The organism is Acinetobacter sp. 24-47-39, assembly GCF_056783825.1.
Genome location: NZ_JBWYIP010000002.1, coordinates 1 through 16,488, shown reverse-complemented (window position 1 = coordinate 16,488; position 16,488 = coordinate 1). Strand labels below are relative to the sequence as shown.

At 39.3% G+C, this 16,488-nt stretch carries 16 protein-coding genes, 4 tRNA genes and 1 pseudogene; 19 read left to right on the top strand and 2 right to left on the bottom strand.

The window, feature by feature from the left end:
- Positions 1-108: 108 nt before the first annotated feature.
- Positions 109-378, bottom strand: a complete 270-nt coding sequence (locus AC1M9C_RS02775; RefSeq protein WP_035267550.1) for an oxidative damage protection protein — start codon at positions 376-378, stop codon at positions 109-111.
- A gap of 28 nt (positions 379-406) precedes the next feature.
- Entirely contained in the window at positions 407-1,837 is a 1,431-nt protein-coding gene (gene argH / locus AC1M9C_RS02770) for an argininosuccinate lyase (RefSeq protein ID WP_481953189.1), read from the bottom strand.
- Here argH and AC1M9C_RS02765 point away from each other — a divergent pair.
- From AC1M9C_RS02765 to AC1M9C_RS02675, 19 genes and pseudogenes are all read left to right on the top strand, one after another.
- Positions 1,828-2,982 carry a sensor histidine kinase gene (locus tag AC1M9C_RS02765; protein WP_035267548.1) on the top strand — a complete coding sequence of 385 codons (1,155 nt, stop codon included), beginning with the start codon at positions 1,828-1,830 and terminating at the stop codon, positions 2,980-2,982. The genes argH and AC1M9C_RS02765 overlap by 10 nt on opposite strands.
- A 52-nt stretch (positions 2,983-3,034) precedes the next feature.
- Positions 3,035-3,772, top strand: a complete 738-nt coding sequence (locus AC1M9C_RS02760; protein ID WP_481586831.1) for a LytR/AlgR family response regulator transcription factor — start codon at positions 3,035-3,037, stop codon at positions 3,770-3,772.
- A gap of 95 nt (positions 3,773-3,867) precedes the next feature.
- Positions 3,868-4,788 (top strand): hydroxymethylbilane synthase, encoded by a 921-nt coding sequence (gene hemC / locus AC1M9C_RS02755; RefSeq protein WP_481586959.1) that lies wholly within the window; start codon positions 3,868-3,870, stop codon positions 4,786-4,788.
- A gap of 9 nt (positions 4,789-4,797) precedes the next feature.
- The gene (locus AC1M9C_RS02750) at positions 4,798-5,580 is read left to right on the top strand and encodes a uroporphyrinogen-III synthase (protein ID WP_481609762.1); all 783 of its coding nucleotides are present in this window, start codon (positions 4,798-4,800) and stop codon (positions 5,578-5,580) included.
- The gene (locus AC1M9C_RS02745) at positions 5,577-6,416 is read left to right on the top strand and encodes a hypothetical protein (protein WP_481586829.1); all 840 of its coding nucleotides are present in this window, start codon (positions 5,577-5,579) and stop codon (positions 6,414-6,416) included. Before AC1M9C_RS02750 ends, AC1M9C_RS02745 begins: the two co-directional genes overlap by 4 nt.
- Before the next feature lie 2 nt (positions 6,417-6,418).
- A complete protein-coding gene (locus tag AC1M9C_RS02740) occupies positions 6,419-7,612 on the top strand; it encodes a heme biosynthesis protein HemY (protein WP_481586828.1) in 1,194 nt (397 codons plus the stop codon).
- A 9-nt stretch (positions 7,613-7,621) separates the two neighbouring features.
- A complete protein-coding gene (locus AC1M9C_RS02735) occupies positions 7,622-8,038 on the top strand; it encodes an acyl-CoA thioesterase (protein WP_481586827.1) in 417 nt (138 codons plus the stop codon).
- A 126-nt stretch (positions 8,039-8,164) separates the two neighbouring features.
- A complete protein-coding gene (locus tag AC1M9C_RS02730; protein ID WP_035267603.1) occupies positions 8,165-8,488 on the top strand; it encodes an H-NS histone family protein in 324 nt (107 codons plus the stop codon).
- A 166-nt stretch (positions 8,489-8,654) separates the two neighbouring features.
- Positions 8,655-9,398, top strand: a complete 744-nt coding sequence (gspN, locus tag AC1M9C_RS02725; RefSeq protein ID WP_180028789.1) for a type II secretion system protein N — start codon at positions 8,655-8,657, stop codon at positions 9,396-9,398.
- Complete coding sequence (locus AC1M9C_RS02720; protein WP_481586826.1) at positions 9,398-10,234, top strand: type II secretion system protein N; 837 nt, start codon at positions 9,398-9,400, stop codon at positions 10,232-10,234. Before gspN ends, AC1M9C_RS02720 begins: the two co-directional genes overlap by 1 nt.
- Positions 10,235-10,276: 42 nt before the next feature.
- Entirely contained in the window at positions 10,277-12,664 is a 2,388-nt protein-coding gene (gene gspD / locus AC1M9C_RS02715) for a type II secretion system secretin GspD (protein ID WP_481586825.1), read from the top strand.
- Between the two features lie 69 nt (positions 12,665-12,733).
- Complete coding sequence (locus tag AC1M9C_RS02710; protein ID WP_481586824.1) at positions 12,734-13,408, top strand: FHA domain-containing protein; 675 nt, start codon at positions 12,734-12,736, stop codon at positions 13,406-13,408.
- A 58-nt stretch (positions 13,409-13,466) separates the two neighbouring features.
- Positions 13,467-14,138 (top strand): HAD-IA family hydrolase, encoded by a 672-nt coding sequence (locus tag AC1M9C_RS02705; protein WP_481953188.1) that lies wholly within the window; start codon positions 13,467-13,469, stop codon positions 14,136-14,138.
- A 117-nt stretch (positions 14,139-14,255) separates the two neighbouring features.
- On the top strand, positions 14,256-15,749 hold the full coding sequence (gene trpE, locus AC1M9C_RS02700) for an anthranilate synthase component I (RefSeq protein WP_179999025.1): 1,494 nt from the start codon (positions 14,256-14,258) through the stop codon (positions 15,747-15,749).
- Between the two features lie 98 nt (positions 15,750-15,847).
- A tRNA-Thr gene (locus AC1M9C_RS02695) sits at positions 15,848-15,923 on the top strand.
- 53 nt (positions 15,924-15,976) lie between these two features.
- Positions 15,977-16,060 (top strand) — tRNA-Tyr (locus AC1M9C_RS02690).
- A 34-nt stretch (positions 16,061-16,094) separates the two neighbouring features.
- Positions 16,095-16,170: transfer RNA gene (locus tag AC1M9C_RS02685), tRNA-Gly, on the top strand.
- 14 nt (positions 16,171-16,184) lie between these two features.
- A tRNA-Thr gene (locus AC1M9C_RS02680) sits at positions 16,185-16,259 on the top strand.
- Between the two features lie 149 nt (positions 16,260-16,408).
- Positions 16,409-16,488 (top strand): annotated as a pseudogene (locus tag AC1M9C_RS02675) (hypothetical protein); the annotation flags it as partial.

Below are 16,488 nucleotides of genomic sequence, written 5' to 3'. Positions count from 1 at the left end.
AAGTAACGCATAAAAAAGAATCCCCAAAGATGGGGATTCTTTTTAGATTAAAGCCTACGCGGACTTCGTCCTTATCTTACGTAAAAAAGAAAAGCAGTGCTTTCTTTTTTACTCAGGCTTTAGGCCTTCAGCTTTTTCTAAAGTTTCATCATTGTTGAAGAACTTTTCACGTTGTTCTTCAAGAAATTTCTTTGCATCAGCTTCAAAGACATTTAAACGTTTTTCATTGATTAAAGTAGTTTGATGCTTTAACCATTCGCCCCATGCTTGCTTAGAAACACTATCAAATAGTTCCTGACCTTTAGGACCAGGGAATGGTGCAAAATCCAAACCTTCCATTTCTTTTTGATACTTACGGCAAAATACTTGGCGAGACATATCAATACTCCAAAAATAAAATCAGAAATTAAGCGTAAAGAGCTTCTAAACGCGTATGAGCACGCTCAATTGCTGCTTCAACTTGAGCAGGTGCTGTTCCACCGATGTGGTTACGTGCATTGACAGAAGCTTCTAAAGTTAATGCTTTTTCAAAGACGTCAGCTTGAATTAAATCAGAGAATTGTTGAAGTTGTTCAAGCGTAAGTTCTGATAAATCCTTACCTTCTTGTACGCCAAGCGCAACTGCTTTACCGACGATTTCATGTGCATCGCGGAATGCAACACCATTTTTCACTAAGTAATCAGCAAGGTCGGTTGCTGTTGAGAAACCACGCAGCGCAGCTTCGCGCATTTCAGGAATATTTGGAACAAGTGCAGGAATCATGTCTGCGAAAGCCATCAAAGAGCCTCGAACTGTATCGATAGCATCAAATAGTGGTTCTTTATCTTCTTGGTTGTCTTTGTTATATGCCAAAGGTTGACCTTTCATGAGGGTAAGTAGACTCATTAAGTCGCCATATACACGGCCTGTTTTACCACGAACAAGTTCAGGTACATCAGGATTTTTCTTCTGAGGCATAATCGAAGAGCCTGTGCAGAAGCGGTCAGGAATATTCACAAACTTGAATTGTGCAGATGTCCAAAGAATTAATTCTTCAGACATGCGAGATAAGTGCATCATGATGAGTGATGCCGCAGCATTAAACTCAATACCAAAATCACGATCAGATACAGCATCTAATGAGTTTTCTGCAACTGCTTCAAATCCTAAAAGTTCTGCTGTATAAGCACGATCGATTGGATAAGTGGTACCTGCAAGCGCAGCAGAACCTAAAGGCATGCGATTCACGCGTTTACGGCAGTCAATCAGGCGTTCTGAGTCACGTACCAGCATTTCAAACCATGCCATTAAATGATGTCCAAACGTCACAGGTTGTGCAGTTTGAAGATGGGTAAAGCCAGGCATAATTGTATTTGTATTTTTAGCAGCCAAACCTAGAATGCCTTTTTGCAGTTTGTGTAATAACCCTAGGATGGCATCAATTTCATCACGTACATACAAACGAATATCCGTTGCTACTTGGTCATTACGGCTACGACCTGTATGTAATTTCTTCCCTGTAATCCCAATACGTTGTGTTAATCGAGATTCAATGTTCATGTGAACATCTTCTAAATCAATACGCCATTCGAAGTTGCCAGCTTCAATGTCCGCTTTAATTGCGGTTAAGCCTGCGATGATGTCATCACGCTCTTGTTCAGTGAGTACACCGACTTTTGCCAACATCGTTGCATGTGCGATTGAACCTGCAATATCTTGTTTATAAAAGCGTTGGTCAAATTGGACAGATGCTGTAAATTCAGCGACAAAGGCATCAGTTGCTTCGGAAAAACGACCGCCCCACATACCTGAAGTTTGGGCTTGTGACGGATTAGAGGAATTAGAAGATGTGGTCATGTCGGCTCAGTAAAAGAAAAAGCAGTAATTTTGCATCCAGTATAACAAATTCAAATCAAGATGCCGAAGTCTTGCCTATGGATAATTCTTCAAAAGATAAACAAGAATTTATTGATGCGAATTTCTTTGTACGTATTGGGCAATGGCAATATTTTGCAGAGTTATTTATTGCCAGTATTTTTTTGGCGTTATTGCTGTGCCTAGCAGAGTCACAGTCTTGGTCAAATTTACAGACATCACAAGTGATCAAGTATGTGCTTTATATCAATTGGGTGGTATTGGTCTTTATTGCCGTAATTGATTTATTTAGGGAGTTTTGGCAAAAACTAACCACTTTGCAGTCTGCGATTTATACATTTGTACTATTAGAACTCATCATCCTCTTCACTACTTGTAGTTTGAATTTTCTGTTTTTTTGGGGAAGTAACTTTTCTTTACAAAAATTTTCATGGTTACTTTTATTTGATCATGTGATTTTACACATGAGCTATGGCGTATTGTTGATCACTTTTTGTTTACGATATATCTATGTTCGGGGTGAGTGGTTAAAGCAGCAACAAGGTGAATTGAATGCTCGAATTCAAGCCATGCAAGCAAGAATACATCCACACTTTCTTTTTAATAGTTTAAATAGTGTGGTGAGTCTGATTGGGAGTGATCCAGATAAAGCAGAGCAAATGCTCATCGATCTTTCAAGGTTGTTTAGAGCAAGCTTTCAAGAGCTGAAAATTGTCACATTAAAAGAAGAAATCCAATTGTGTGAACATTATTTGGCGGTTGAAAAGCTAAGGTTGGGTTCGAGATTAAATGTGGAATGGAATATCTTGCAACCAGAGCAGTTGGGCCAAGCAAGTATTCCTTTTTTAACTTTACAGCCTTTAATTGAGAATAGTATCTTTCATGGGGTGGAGAAAAAGTTAATTGATGCAAAGATTGTCATATTGGTTGAAATATTACAAAATCAAGTCACTATAGTCATTACTAACCCTTATATAGCCGATAAAATGGCCAATAGGGAGGGGAATGGTATTGCGATAGAAAACGTGAAACAGCGTTTGAAAGCACACTATGGGTATACGGTACAGTTTAGGAGTCATGCAGGTAATGGAATTTACACGACTGTAGTCCAGTACCAATATAAATAAAATCAAGTTAATACATTAAAATAAGTAACGTTAACTTGAGCAAGGAGGAACAATGGACATCCTAATTTGTGATGATGAGCCACTCGCGGTTGAGCGCTTATCTCGCTTGGTCACTCAATTGGGGCATCAAGTTGTTGCAACTGCGCACCATGGAAAAGAAGCTTTGACCTTAGTGCAACAATATGAGCCTGATGTAATTTTACTTGACATCCAAATGCCTGAAATGGATGGTTTGACATGTGCTCAGCATCTTTCACAGCTAAACCCAATGCCCGCTATTGTTTTTTGCACGGCCTATGATGAGCATGCTTTGACTGCGATTCAGGCACAAGCGAAAGGCTATTTATTAAAACCGATTATCAAATCAGAATTAGAAAATACACTCAATAATTTAACTAAACTTACTCAAGCTCAAATGTCGAATATAGAGCAAAAAGAAAATATGGAAGAAAAACATCAACGTCAGCAAATCGCTGCGAAAACGTATCGTGGTCTTGAACTCATTCCTATCGAAAATGTTTACTATTTTCTAGCTGATCAGAAATACGTAACAGTACGACACAAAAACGGCAGTGTGTTGATTGATGAGACTTTAAAAGATCTAGAGCGTGAGTTTTCAAATAAATTTATACGAATTCATCGAAATGCGCTGATTGCATTGGATTATTTGGATGGATTGGAGTTGGTTGCTTCAGGCCAGTATCAAGTTCGTTGTCGTGAACTTGAAGAGAAATTGGCGGTCAGTCGCCGTCACTTACCTTTGCTTAGAGAAAGAATTCAAAATATTTAGTTGCCTAAAATTATAGTGATTGCCGAACAATTTACTTGCAATTTTGGGACAGCAGGGTAAGTTTAGGATGTCTAAAGTTTGGCAGCATTAAAATGATCAAAACCTTAAAAATTGCAACTCGTCAAAGTCCATTGGCTTTATGGCAAGCGGAGCATATTCGTGAGCGACTTGAGACCCTACATGCTGGCCTAAAAGTTGAGTTGGTGACGTTTGTGACCCAAGGTGATAAAATTTTAGACACTCCTTTAGCCAAGATTGGTGGAAAAGGTTTATTTGTTAAAGAGCTTGAGGCTGCATTACTTGATGGTCGTGCAGATCTGGCTGTCCATTCCATGAAAGATGTGCCGATGGCGCTCCCAGAAGGATTAAGTCTTGCCGTGATTTGCGAGCGAGAAGATCCTTTAGATGCTTTTGTTTCGAATAATTATAGCAAGTTTGAAGATTTGCCCCTTGGTGCCAAAGTAGGAACCTCAAGTTTGCGTCGTAAATGTCAAATTTTAAAAGCCCGTCCAGATCTTGAGATTATAGATTTACGTGGAAATGTAGGCACACGACTATCTAAGCTTGATGATGGGCTTTACGATGCCATCATTCTGGCAAGTGCAGGCTTAAAACGTTTAGGTTTAGCAGAGCGTATTCGACACACGCTGGATGCACAGACGAGTTTACCCGCAGTTGGCCAAGGTGCATTAGGTCTTGAGTGTCGAGGTGACGATGCACGCGTATTAGAGTTGATTCGACCTTTATTACATGCAGAAACTGATGCGTGTGTTCGTGCAGAACGGGCATTTAATGCTTATTTGGAAGGCGGGTGTCAGGTACCGATTGCGGGATATGCGACTTTAAATGATCAACAGATTCAATTAGAGGGGCGCGTAGGCAGTGTGGATGGTCAAACATTATTGGTTGCTAAAGTAGAAGGTCCAGTTGAACAAGCTGAAACGTTGGGTGTTTCACTAGCAAAAGCTTTGATTGACCAAGGTGCTGCTGATTTATTAAAAGCACTGTATAAATAAAAAAATGAAATGAAGTTTATCAATACTCGACCTGCAGATCGTGCTAAGCCTCTCAATGAGGCACTGGTACGTGCAGGATATGAGCCTATCGAGTTATCTGTACTAGAGTTGGCTGCTGTTCATTGGAGTGATGAACTTGATCAGCTCTTTCAGCAATTAATTTCAGCACAAGTGATTGTGGTCGTCAGTCCAACAGCCGTTGAAGTTGGCATGCAGTTTCTCGAAAAATCGGGACTTAGATTGACCGATTTAAATCATATCAAATGGATTGCAGTTGGCCGGAAAACAGCTGAAGCTCTAAGTCGATATGGTGTTAAAAGTTTAGTTCCAGATGTTGAAACATCTGAAGGAATGTTAAGTCTTCCGGTTTTAACACAAAATGCTGATCTCAAACGTATTGCGTTTTGGCGGGGAGAAGGTGGCCGTCAGTTCATGATGCAGCAGTGTCGTACTGCTAAAATTGAAGTACTTAATTTTGTTTTATACTCCCGCTACTGCCCAAGTGATGCTCAAGATAAATTTAAACATCTACTTGAAGCATTCACTGCAAATCCACAACCTTATGCTGTATTGATTAGTAGTGAAGCCAGTTGGAAAAATTGGCTGAGTTTATGCAAAAATTATCCTGTATTTATGCAACACGGTCATTACTTGGTTTTAGCGGATCGTTTATATCAGATCGTGTGTATGTATCAACAGACCTCAAATACTAAATTTCAAATCACTCAAATTGCGGACTTAATGCCAGATACGATTTTGTCGCAGCTTGAAAGTGAACATAGGCACTCATGAAGAAAATTTTATATCTATTCATTTTAGGCTTAATCATTTGGTTGATTAAACTCAGCTATGATCATTTTTCATTACAAGAAAAAGTTGAGTTGCTACAACAAACTCAACATAAATCAGAGCAATTAGTGGCAAGTTTGAATGATCAGTTGGTAGCAATTCAGCGCTCAAATCAGCAGGTTTCGTCTCAATCCAATCCACCTCAGCAAAACAATAATCAACAAGAAATTCAATCTGAAATCAATCCAATCAAACTCTTAAGTCAAAAATTAGAGCTAATTCAATTTGCCTTAGATCAACATGAGTTTGTATATGCACTTGAGCAACTCAATCAACTGGATCAACTGGTTGAGCGCTTGGCTTTGGCAGATACATTGCAGGTTTCAATGCATCGAGCTGTTGAGCATGATCAAAAAATGATTCAACAATATGTTGTGGCAAAAAATATTCAAATTGCTCAGTTAGGTGACTTGCTTGAAAATATTGATGCAAATTTGAAAAATGAACAACAAGTACAGCAACTCACGAGTGATAACTCTTCGCAATCCTCATGGTTTGAGCGTGTATTCAAAGTTGAACGCGTTGATGAACAGATGCCGGTATTACTTAATCGAAGATTAGTTTTAAAAGAAGTTCAATTGAGAGTGTTATTTGCTCAAAGAGCACTACAACAAGGACATTACATTGATTATCAAAATGCACTGACCTCAATTATCGATGAACTGGATCAACTGCCTGATGCTGCGGCAATCAAAATAAAAAATAAAGCGAAACATCTCAAACAAGCACAACTTTTACCTGTCCCTAAATTGAACAGTAAAGCAATTTTAGAGGGCTAATCATGAAACATATTTTTATAGTTTATGCATTAGTTGGTTTAATGATATTAGCCGTGTTAAGTGTGCTGAGTTATCAAGAAGGGCCAGGTTATATTTACATGCTTTGGCACGGTATTCAGATTCAAACGAACCTCTGGTTTGTTTCATTTTTTCTTCTATTCGTTGCTTTATCTCTTCATCTTTTATGGTTTTGGGTTGGAAAGATGAGATCAAGAGAGCAGCGTAAAATTCAACAAGTGACAGACTTTTCAAGGTTACATACGTATGAAAAATTAGGTGTTTTGTGGGTTTTGGAGGCCAACACAAAACAGCGAGAATATTTACAACCTGTGTTTGAGAACTCAGGATTACTCAAAGAAGTTATTCAATCTCGTATTTGGTTGAAGCAAGATCGTATTGATGATGCGTTGAGAGTTTTACAACAAAGTCCTGCAGATGCTTTTGAATTGGCTGAACTCCAGCGTATTGAAATTTATTTAGCTCAAGAGCTTCCAGATCAGGCTTTAACCCATTTAGAGTTTTTACATGGTCATATGCTGTCACCTTGGTTAAAAGATCTTGAAGATGCTTATCAGCATAAGTTGAATCATCTATGGGGTAGATTTGCGATTCAATATCCATGGCATTATTTAAAAGCCACGCAATATGGTCATTTAGATTTGGAACATAAAAAGAAATGGCTTTTAAAGCTACTCAATGATTTTGACAACGTTTCAAATACAGATTTAGAGCTTATTCAAATTCGGTATGCTCAAATGAGTGATCAAATTGTGTCGTCTTCATATGGTATTAAATCGTTATGGTTAAAACTTATTTCTCGCATTCCTGAGATGGCTTTTGATGAAACTCAACTTTCTTTGTCTTTATTAGAAGAACGGTTCGATCAGGATATTTTTTATTTATGGTTTCAACAACAATTGTTAAAACAAAATCCTGATTATGAAATGCTTGAAAACCAGATTGATCATTTTGAAATGAAATATCCTGGATTACCGATTTTGAGTTTTTCTAAATGGCATATTTATACTGCGACTCATCGTGAACAGGATGCTGAGGCATTATTGCAATTATATCCTGATCACCCTTTAATGAACTATTTAAGAATTAAATCTGTATTAAAAGGCGATGCTGTATTAACTCAGCAATTGAACAGTGTCTTTGAGACCCATAATAAATTTATTCAATTTAAGTTATGAGAATGATGAATGAAACAAATGAATGAGTACAAAGTCATTACCCATCAAAAAGTCGCTTGGGGTGATATGGATGCTTTTGGACATGTCAATAATGTGATTTATTATCGCTATATTGAAACTGCTCGAATAGAGTATTTAAATCAATTAGAAATCTTAGCGTTAAATATTAATACTGTTGTGGCTTCAAATAGTTGTAAATATCTTAAACCAGTGTTTTATCCTGATTATTTACGCATTGGAACTAAAGTGGTTGAATTGCGTAACTCTGCCTTCAGGATGGAATATACAGTTTGGAGTGAGCAGCAGAATGAAATTGTGGCAATTGCTGAGGCCGTTATAGTTTGCGTGGATAAAAATACAATGCAAAAGGTTTTGATTCCAGAGCATATTAGAGAAAAAATAATAGAAATAGACTCGGTTAATTAATGTGTTAAATTATTTGTTTTATTTATGTATATTAAATAACATGATGGATTGATTAAAATAATTTATAACAATAAGATGACGCTTTATAAATCTAATAATGATATTGAATTTTTTGGAGTAAATGTTATGCCTGATATTAGTAATTTATCTGTTGAAGAGTTAAGAAAGTTAACTGCTGAAGCCCAAGCTTTGATCGAGTCTAAGAAAGATCAGGAAATTGAAGATGCTTATCATCAGATTACTCAAATTGCTGAATCAGTGGGTATGTCTTTAGAGCAATTCATTGAATATGGTGCACAAAAGCGTAAGAAAAGCACGCGTAAATCTGTAGAGCCTCGTTATCGTAATAAAAATAATACTGCGGAGACTTGGACAGGGCGTGGAAAGAAGCCACGTTGGTTGGTTGCAGAGCTTGAAAAAGGTGCCAAATTAGAAGATTTTCTTATCTAATTTCACTGATTTGTCATGTAATGACACTAATATTAAAAAAACCAAGCAAATCTGCTTGGTTTTTTTATAAGTGAATTGGAGAAGTGTAAAAATTATGCATAATACCAAGATAGAAAATTTTCAAACATTTTGCGGTTAATTAGACTTAGATGTTGGTATACATGGAATGATAAAAAAATCAAAAAAAATGGTGTGGTTAAGCGTCGCTATCTTCGCTTTTTTATTATTTGTTTTTTTACAAGTTCCAGCATCGTGGCTTATAGCTAAATTTTATAAAAATAATCAAATTTTAAAAAATGTCAGTGGCAATATCTGGCAAGGTCAAGCAGATTGGCAAAAAGGAAATCTCGCGGGTTCTGTCATCTGGCAAACACGTCCTTTCGATCTGATTTTATTAAGGGCTGGTGCCAACTTAGAAATACATAGTGGTCAGACTCAACTCAATGGTGTAGTGGGTTATGGGCTTGGGAAAAAAATAATTATCAAAAATATGAGTGGAAATATTGCTCCTGAAACACTTAAAACATTTGTGGATTGGCAATGGCCTCAGAATAGTATTCAACTGAAGGATGTAGCATTTCAATTCAAACAAAACGATGGTTTTGCAAAAACTGACGGAGAGATGCAATGGGGTGGTGGTACGCTAACTTATACATTTGCCCAAAAACAAGAACGAATGAATATGCCATCCTTAAAAGGGCAATTTTCAGACGAAGCTGGAAAACTGCTCATTGATGTACAAGATCAGCGCGGGCAAAAAATGGCCAACCTTAGTTTAGATCCTGCATTAATGTTGGATGCACAGGTGACCCAAAGATTATTAATGAATGTGCCTTCATATGATGGTAAAGCTGGTTTGGATACCTTTGTTGTCAGTACGAGACAGCCACTGCTGAGTGGAGGCTTCTAATGAAGGGATTCCAAGATAAGTTCTCACAAATTTCATTTAAAGATTTAGATCGAATTGCTCCACTTACTTTATTTGTTCTGATTTTAATCATGATGTGGAAGCTCGCTTCATTATTTTGGTTGGTGGTTGCACCACCGCAAGTCATGCAAGTTGAGCAAGTCGCATTAGGTTCGCAGCAACTTCCTGTTCCGAATATATCGAGTTTCTCATTGTTTCAAGAAACAGGTGCGCAAGTAAGTGCTGCTGATGCTAATTTAGCGCTTACGTTGCAAGGGGTTGTGGTTTCGACGCCGAGTAGTCAATCTTCAGCCGTGATTAAAGTTCGAGAGGTTGCTGATCGTTATACCATTGGACAAACCTTAGAAGGAAGTTCTTATCAGCTTTCAGAAGTATATTGGGATCATGTGGTATTGAAACAGTCAAGTGGTGCGACGACTGAGTTGAGATTTACCGGAATAGAAAATCTTAATCAGCCACTGATACCTGATGCACAGCAAAATTCTGCTAACGTAACACCGAATTCTGGTCAAACGACCACTCAAAATGCCATTGGGCAGGCAATCAATCAAATTCAAGAAAATCGTGAACAATACTTAAGTAATATGGGTGTCAACACTGACAGTGGTCAAGGTTATGAAGTCACTGATCGAACGCCTGCATTTTTGAGAAGTAAACTGGGATTAAGACCTGGCGATCGCGTTTTATCCTTGAATGGGCAATCAGTCGGTCAAGGACAAAGCGATGCACAACTGCTAGAACAGGCTAAACGAGAAGGTAAAGTTCGCATTGAAGTAAAACGAGGTGATCAAGTGATGACCTTCCAACAAGAATTTTAAAATGTGTTAATTTGCATAAAGTATTAGGAAATATAACAAGTTATGGATTTTTTTAATCGAAATCGGTCACTTTGGGCGATGGTCGCAGTAGCACCAGTATTGGCTGTCGTAAGTACCGCTGCGCAAGCGCAAACTTGGAAAATTAACCTGCGTGATGCAGATTTGACTGCATTTATCAACGAAGTTGCAGATATCACGGGAAAAAACTTCGCAGTTGATCCGCGGGTTCGGGGTAATGTGACGGTTATTTCAAATAAGGCTTTAAACAAAGCTGAAGTCTATGATCTGTTCTTGGGTGTGTTAAACGTTAATGGTGTTGTTGCTGTACCTACGGGTAACACTATCCGCTTAGTCCCTGACAATAATGTAAAAAATTCAGGTGTGCCTTTTGATGCCTCTCGGAACGCACGAGGTGATCAAGTGGTCACTCGTGTCATTTGGCTGGAAAATACTAACCCCAATGATCTAATACCCGCGTTAAGACCACTCATGCCGCAATTTGCGCATTTGGCGGCGGTACAAGGAACAAATGCGCTTATAGTCTCAGATCGTGCGAATAATATTGCACAGCTTGAAACGATTATTCGTAATTTAGATGGAACGGGACAAAACGATATTGAAGCTATTAGCTTGCAGTCTAGCCAAGCTGAAGAGCTGATAGTTTTGTTGGATTCAATGTCTTCTACGGGTGGTGCCAAAGACATTTCAGGTTCTCGAGTACGTATTATTGCAGATGCACGTACTAATCGGATTTTGATCAAGGGTGATCCAAGTACTCGTAAACGCATTCGTCAAATGATCGAAATGCTTGATGTTCCTTCAGCTGATCGCTTGGGCGGTCTAAAAGTATTTAAGCTTAAGTATGCAAGCGCAAAAAATTTGGCTGAAATTTTACAAGGTTTAGTATCTGGTCAGGCGGTGAATAGTACCAGTAATTCAAATAGTGCAAGCTCCAATTCAAGTGCTAGTAACTCATTAATTAATAATACCTCGAGTAATACGTCTTCAAATGGGAGTGTTAGTACCCCAGCGATTAATTTGAATAGTGGTTCAAATCAAAATCAACAAGACATTACAAGTTTTAATAGTAATGGCGTGAGTATTATTGCTGATGGTGCACAAAATGCATTAGTGGTAAAAGCAGATCCTCAACTCATGCGTGAAATTGAATCTGCTATTCATCAACTTGACGTGCGTCGTCAACAAATTCTCATTGAGGCTGCTATTGTTGAAGTTGAAGGAAATGACGTAGATCAATTGGGTGTTCAGTGGGCACTAGGTGACATCAGTAGTGGTATTGGTGTAATCAATTTTGATAAAGCGGGTGTAGGGCTGAGTCAATTGGCTTCTGGATTCCTTGGTAATGTAGCTACGGGTGCTGGTTTGATTGGAGCTGGTGCTTCATTGGCCTTGGGTGAATATAAAGAAGGTGCGAATGGATCGCGTAAACTGTATGGCGCACTGATTCAGGCATTAAAGACCAATACCAAGTCGAACTTACTGTCTACACCATCGATTGTCACCATGGATAACGAGGAAGCTTATATCGTTGTGGGTGAGAATGTCCCATTCCAGACAGGATCTGTGACAACAACAGGTGGAACAGCAAACCCTTATACTTCAATTGAGCGTAAAGATGTTGGTGTAACATTAAAGGTTATTCCACAAATTGGTGAAGGTGGAACAGTTCGTCTTGCTGTAGAACAAGAAGTATCCTCGGTGAAGCCAGATAGTGGTGAGGCGAAAGACTTGGTGACCACTAAGCGTGCCATAAAAACCTCAATTTTGGCTGAAAATGGTCAAACAATTGTGCTGGGTGGTCTGATTTCAGATGATACTAAGTTAACGCGTCAAGGCGTCCCAGGTCTAAGCTCGATTCCTGGTTTGGGTAGACTGTTTAGAGCAGATGCAAAGAATAATGTGAAACGAAACCTACTCGTTTTTATTCATCCAACAATCGTAGGAGATACGGCTGATATTCGTAGATTGTCACAGCAACGCTATGATCGTTTATACAGTTTGCAGTTAGCACTGGATGGTGATGGGACATTTAAAAAGTTACCGGATAATGTTGATGATATCTTCCAACAGCGGTTGCCTGTATCAAGTACTCCTCAACCCGTCAAGCCTATCGTAGTGCCATCAACACCTCAAGCAGTAGAGCCGCAGGTACAGCGTTATACTGCTCCAACAGCACAGTCTAAGCCAGTAGGGCGTGTGATTGAACGTCCAAATGTCATCGTGACTCAGGATCCTGTGGTGAAATCAACGCGAGTGCTGCCAAAGCCTGTGATTTACAATCAAGTTGCCACAACAAATACAAACAATGCCCAAGTCGTGGTGGAAACCCCTATCGCGATTGAGCCAAAACAAGATGTGCAAAGAACACAAAATACGGTCACAACCACGACATTGAGACCATCTCGATAACATGCGTTCAATGTGAATCTCGAAAACAGCCATGTTAAAATGTCAAAACTTGAATAATGGATCGAAACTATGACTTGGAAATTACAAACAATTACTGGCGAATTTGCGGGTAAAGAAGTTGATATCGATCGAGACATGTTGGTGGGTCGTCATCAAGATGCAGATATTTTGATTCAGTCTGCAGATGTATCACGTCGTCATGCTGCTTTGTTTCTAAAAGAGCAGGTGCTCACTGTTCAAGACTTAGGTTCGTCAAATGGCACGTTTATTAACGATACAAAAGTTGCTGAAGGCGAAACTATTGTTAAAGATGGCGATATTCTGCAATTTGCTAGCCATAAATTTTTAGTTTTAGCACCTGCGCAATCTGCACAAACATTACAAGATATTCAGCAGCCTAGCGAAGCAATCGCAACAGCTGAAATTTCTTCAAAGGTTGCAGTAGAGAAGACAGCAGCAGCTGAAATGCTTGAGCAGGGTATGCCTGATCTGAAAGAGCGAGATAGCTCAGTTCAGCTTACACGAGATGGTATGCCTCAAAATGTAGGAATTCCTAAACCAGCGCCAATTCCTGAGGGAGTTGATGTTAATGCAACTGTCAATAAGCATGAAGCGTGTGAGGTAAATATTCCTGCAGCTTGTACGGAAAAAGAGTTGGAAACTCAAAAAAATGCCAATATTGGCTTAATGGCATTATTGGTGTTAGTGATTGTGGCACTGGTTGCCTGGTTTATTTTCAACTAAGTTGCATGTGATTTTTTAAGGCATGCTTTCGCATGCCTTTTTTGTTAGGTTTAAAATAATGAATATTGCGAATTTGGAACAGCGTGACTTAATTCTTTTTGATCTGGATGGAACCTTGGTTGATTCGGCATTTGATCTATATCGTGCCATGAATATGAGTTTGAATGTATTAGAACTGCCTTTGGTCACAGAAACTCAAGTTCGAAATTGGATTGGCAAAGGAACTTCATTGTTCTGTCAGAGTGTTTTAATGCATCTGACTGGGCGTGTAGAGCCTTCTGAGCATCAACAATTATTGGATACTTTTTTAGAAATTTATAATGCCGAACCGTGCGTGGATACGCGTCCATTTCACGGCATTATCGAATTTTTAGAGTGGGGTCGAGCTCATCAAAAAAAAATGGTGTGTGTCACGAATAAGCCGGAATTACCCGCTAGAAAAATATTAGCTGAATTAAACATGGATCACTATTTTGTGGATACGGTGGGTGGAGATCGTTTTGAGGTGAGAAAACCAGATCCCAAACCTTTGTTGCATTGTGTTGAGGCCTTTGGAATTGATGTGGACAATACCTTGATGATTGGTGATTCATCGAATGATGTAGAGGCAGCGCGCCGTGCGGGTATTGATTGTATTGTCGTAAGCTATGGTTATAATCATGGTGATGATATTCAGTTATGTAAGCCGCAACTAGTAGTTGATGATTTAACTGTGTTGATTTCTAAATAAGTTGTAATAAATAAAGAAGGGTAGAGGAATGAATAGTTTTAATGTTTTTCGATGGCGTCTCTCAGCACAGACTTTATAGAACATTCAATATGCATCGAAAACTACAGAGAATTCCTCATGACAACGTCAACTCAATTTCAACAACTTCAATCGCAAGGTTTTAACTTAATTCCAGTTTATCGCCAACGCTTAGCAGATACTGATACTCCATTGTCAGTATTTGCACGTTTAAAACAACATCAACAAGCCTATTTATTTGAGTCTGTAGAAGGTGGTGAAAACTGGGCGCGTTATTCCATTATTGGTCTGGGCGAGTCAACGGTATTCTCTTGTAATGAAGGACAGTTAACAATTCAGCATGCTGATGGCCAAGTCGAATCGTTTGAGTGCCAAGATCCTTTCCAGTATATCCGTGACTTTCAATCGCAGTTCAAAGTGCCGTCAAAAGCAGAACTCCCAGATTTACCCAACTTTACAGGGGGCTTGGTGGGCTATTTGGGATATGACGCGGTACGCTATATTGAGCCACGCTTAAATAACGTTCCTGATGCTGATCCTGTTGGATTGCCAGATTTATGGCTCATGTTGTCTAAAACAGTTGTGGTTTTTGATAATTTAAAAGACACGCTATTTATTATCGTACATGCGGATACACAGGATGCAGATGCTTTTAATAAAGCACAAACCCAGCTGGATGAAATCGAATCATTACTTGCCACACCGGTGAGCTTGCAGGCAAAGCCTCACACGGCCCCTCATTTTGAATCATTAACAGGTAAAGAAAAATTCTTAGAATCGATTGAAACTGTTAAAGAGTACATTCGTGCGGGTGATGTGATGCAGGTGGTTCCTGGTCATCGCATGGTATCGGACTTTGATGGTGATCCTTTACAAGTATATCGTGCATTACGTCATCTTAATCCTTCACCATATCTGTTTTTAGTACAAGGAAAGACGCTTAGTGATGAAAAGCCATTTTATATTGTGGGCTCATCACCAGAAATTTTATCGCGTTTAGAAAATGGGGTGGCGACTGTGCGCCCATTAGCGGGCACACGACCACGCGGTAAAACAAAAGAAGAAGATCTAGCGCTGGAAAAAGATTTACTTTCCGATGAGAAAGAAATCGCAGAGCACTTAATGTTGATTGATTTGGGTCGCAATGATATTGGGCGTGTATCAAAAATCGGTAAAGTGCAAGTCACTGATCAAATGGTGATCGAACGTTATTCACATGTCATGCATATTGTTTCTAATGTGCAAGGGGAAGTTGCGGAAGGCGTAGATGCTTTGGATGTTTTTAAAGCAACATTCCCTGCAGGAACACTTTCTGGGGCGCCAAAAATTCGTGCTATGGAAATTATTGACGAAGTTGAGCCAGTAAAACGTGGAATTTTTGGCGGTGCTGTTGGTTATTTAGGCTGGCATGGTGAAATGGACATGTCTATCGCAATTAGAACCTGTGTTATTCGCGAAAATAAGGTTTATGTGCAGGCTGGTGCGGGTCTTGTTGCAGACTCAAATCCTGATTCTGAGTGGAATGAAACCCAAATAAAAGCTCGCGCAGTGATCAAAGCGGTTGAATTATCATCAAACGGATTGATTTTGTGAGTTTTTAGGGTTTTTTTTGAAAAAAACACTTGCACGGATTTCAAGTTTTGCTAAACTGCACACCGTTCCGATACGAAACGTACGAAACACTAAGAAACGCCGGCATAGCTCAGTTGGTAGAGCAACTGACTTGTAATCAGTAGGTCCACAGTTCGAATCCGTGTGCCGGCACCATCTTAGAGAGTTTAAGTAGTCGAGTAAAGAACAACACTGAAGTAAGTGTAAATGGTGAGATTCCCGAGCGGTCAAAGGGAGCAGACTGTAACTCTGCCGCGTAAGCTTCGAAGGTTCGAATCCTTCTCTCACCACCAATTTTAAAACTTCGATCTAGTGTCTTACCAATATGCGGGAGTAGCTCAGTTGGTAGAGCGGCAGCCTTCCAAGCTGCATGTCGCGAGTTCGACCCTCGTCTCCCGCTCCATCGAAGTATTAAATGCTCTTATAGCTCAGTGGTAGAGCACTCCCTTGGTAAGGGAGAGGTCTCGAGTTCAAATCTCGATAAGAGCTCCAGATATACAGTTTAGTAGAAAATTCTACAAAGTTTTAAAGAAAGCAGGCTTATTAGTCTGCTTTTCAAGTATTTAAAGTGTCATTTTTTTGGCGACAGGTCGATACTGAACAATCTTAGAATTGTGTTCGACGTAAACGAGGAAGATCTCATGGCTAAGGCTAAGTTTGAACGTAATAAGCCACACGTTAACGTGGGCACAATCGGTCACGTTGACCATGGTAAAACAAC

Excerpts from the sequence above, each read along its gene's own strand:
- AC1M9C_RS02775 (WP_035267550.1), bottom strand. The coding sequence starts at position 378 with ATGTCTCGCCAAGTATTTTGCCGTAAGTATCAAAAAGAAATGGAAGGT.
- AC1M9C_RS02765 (WP_035267548.1), top strand. The coding sequence starts at position 1,828 with ATGTGGTCATGTCGGCTCAGTAAAAGAAAAAGCAGTAATTTTGCATCC.
- argH (WP_481953189.1), bottom strand. The coding sequence starts at position 1,837 with ATGACCACATCTTCTAATTCCTCTAATCCGTCACAAGCCCAAACTTCA.
- AC1M9C_RS02760 (WP_481586831.1), top strand. The coding sequence starts at position 3,035 with ATGGACATCCTAATTTGTGATGATGAGCCACTCGCGGTTGAGCGCTTA.
- AC1M9C_RS02750 (WP_481609762.1), top strand. The coding sequence starts at position 4,798 with ATGAAGTTTATCAATACTCGACCTGCAGATCGTGCTAAGCCTCTCAAT.
- AC1M9C_RS02745 (WP_481586829.1), top strand. The coding sequence starts at position 5,577 with ATGAAGAAAATTTTATATCTATTCATTTTAGGCTTAATCATTTGGTTG.
- AC1M9C_RS02740 (WP_481586828.1), top strand. The coding sequence starts at position 6,419 with ATGAAACATATTTTTATAGTTTATGCATTAGTTGGTTTAATGATATTA.
- AC1M9C_RS02735 (WP_481586827.1), top strand. The coding sequence starts at position 7,622 with ATGAAACAAATGAATGAGTACAAAGTCATTACCCATCAAAAAGTCGCT.
- AC1M9C_RS02730 (WP_035267603.1), top strand. The coding sequence starts at position 8,165 with ATGCCTGATATTAGTAATTTATCTGTTGAAGAGTTAAGAAAGTTAACT.
- gspN (WP_180028789.1), top strand. The coding sequence starts at position 8,655 with ATGATAAAAAAATCAAAAAAAATGGTGTGGTTAAGCGTCGCTATCTTC.
- AC1M9C_RS02720 (WP_481586826.1), top strand. The coding sequence starts at position 9,398 with ATGAAGGGATTCCAAGATAAGTTCTCACAAATTTCATTTAAAGATTTA.
- gspD (WP_481586825.1), top strand. The coding sequence starts at position 10,277 with ATGGATTTTTTTAATCGAAATCGGTCACTTTGGGCGATGGTCGCAGTA.
- AC1M9C_RS02710 (WP_481586824.1), top strand. The coding sequence starts at position 12,734 with ATGACTTGGAAATTACAAACAATTACTGGCGAATTTGCGGGTAAAGAA.
- AC1M9C_RS02705 (WP_481953188.1), top strand. The coding sequence starts at position 13,467 with ATGAATATTGCGAATTTGGAACAGCGTGACTTAATTCTTTTTGATCTG.
- trpE (WP_179999025.1), top strand. The coding sequence starts at position 14,256 with ATGACAACGTCAACTCAATTTCAACAACTTCAATCGCAAGGTTTTAAC.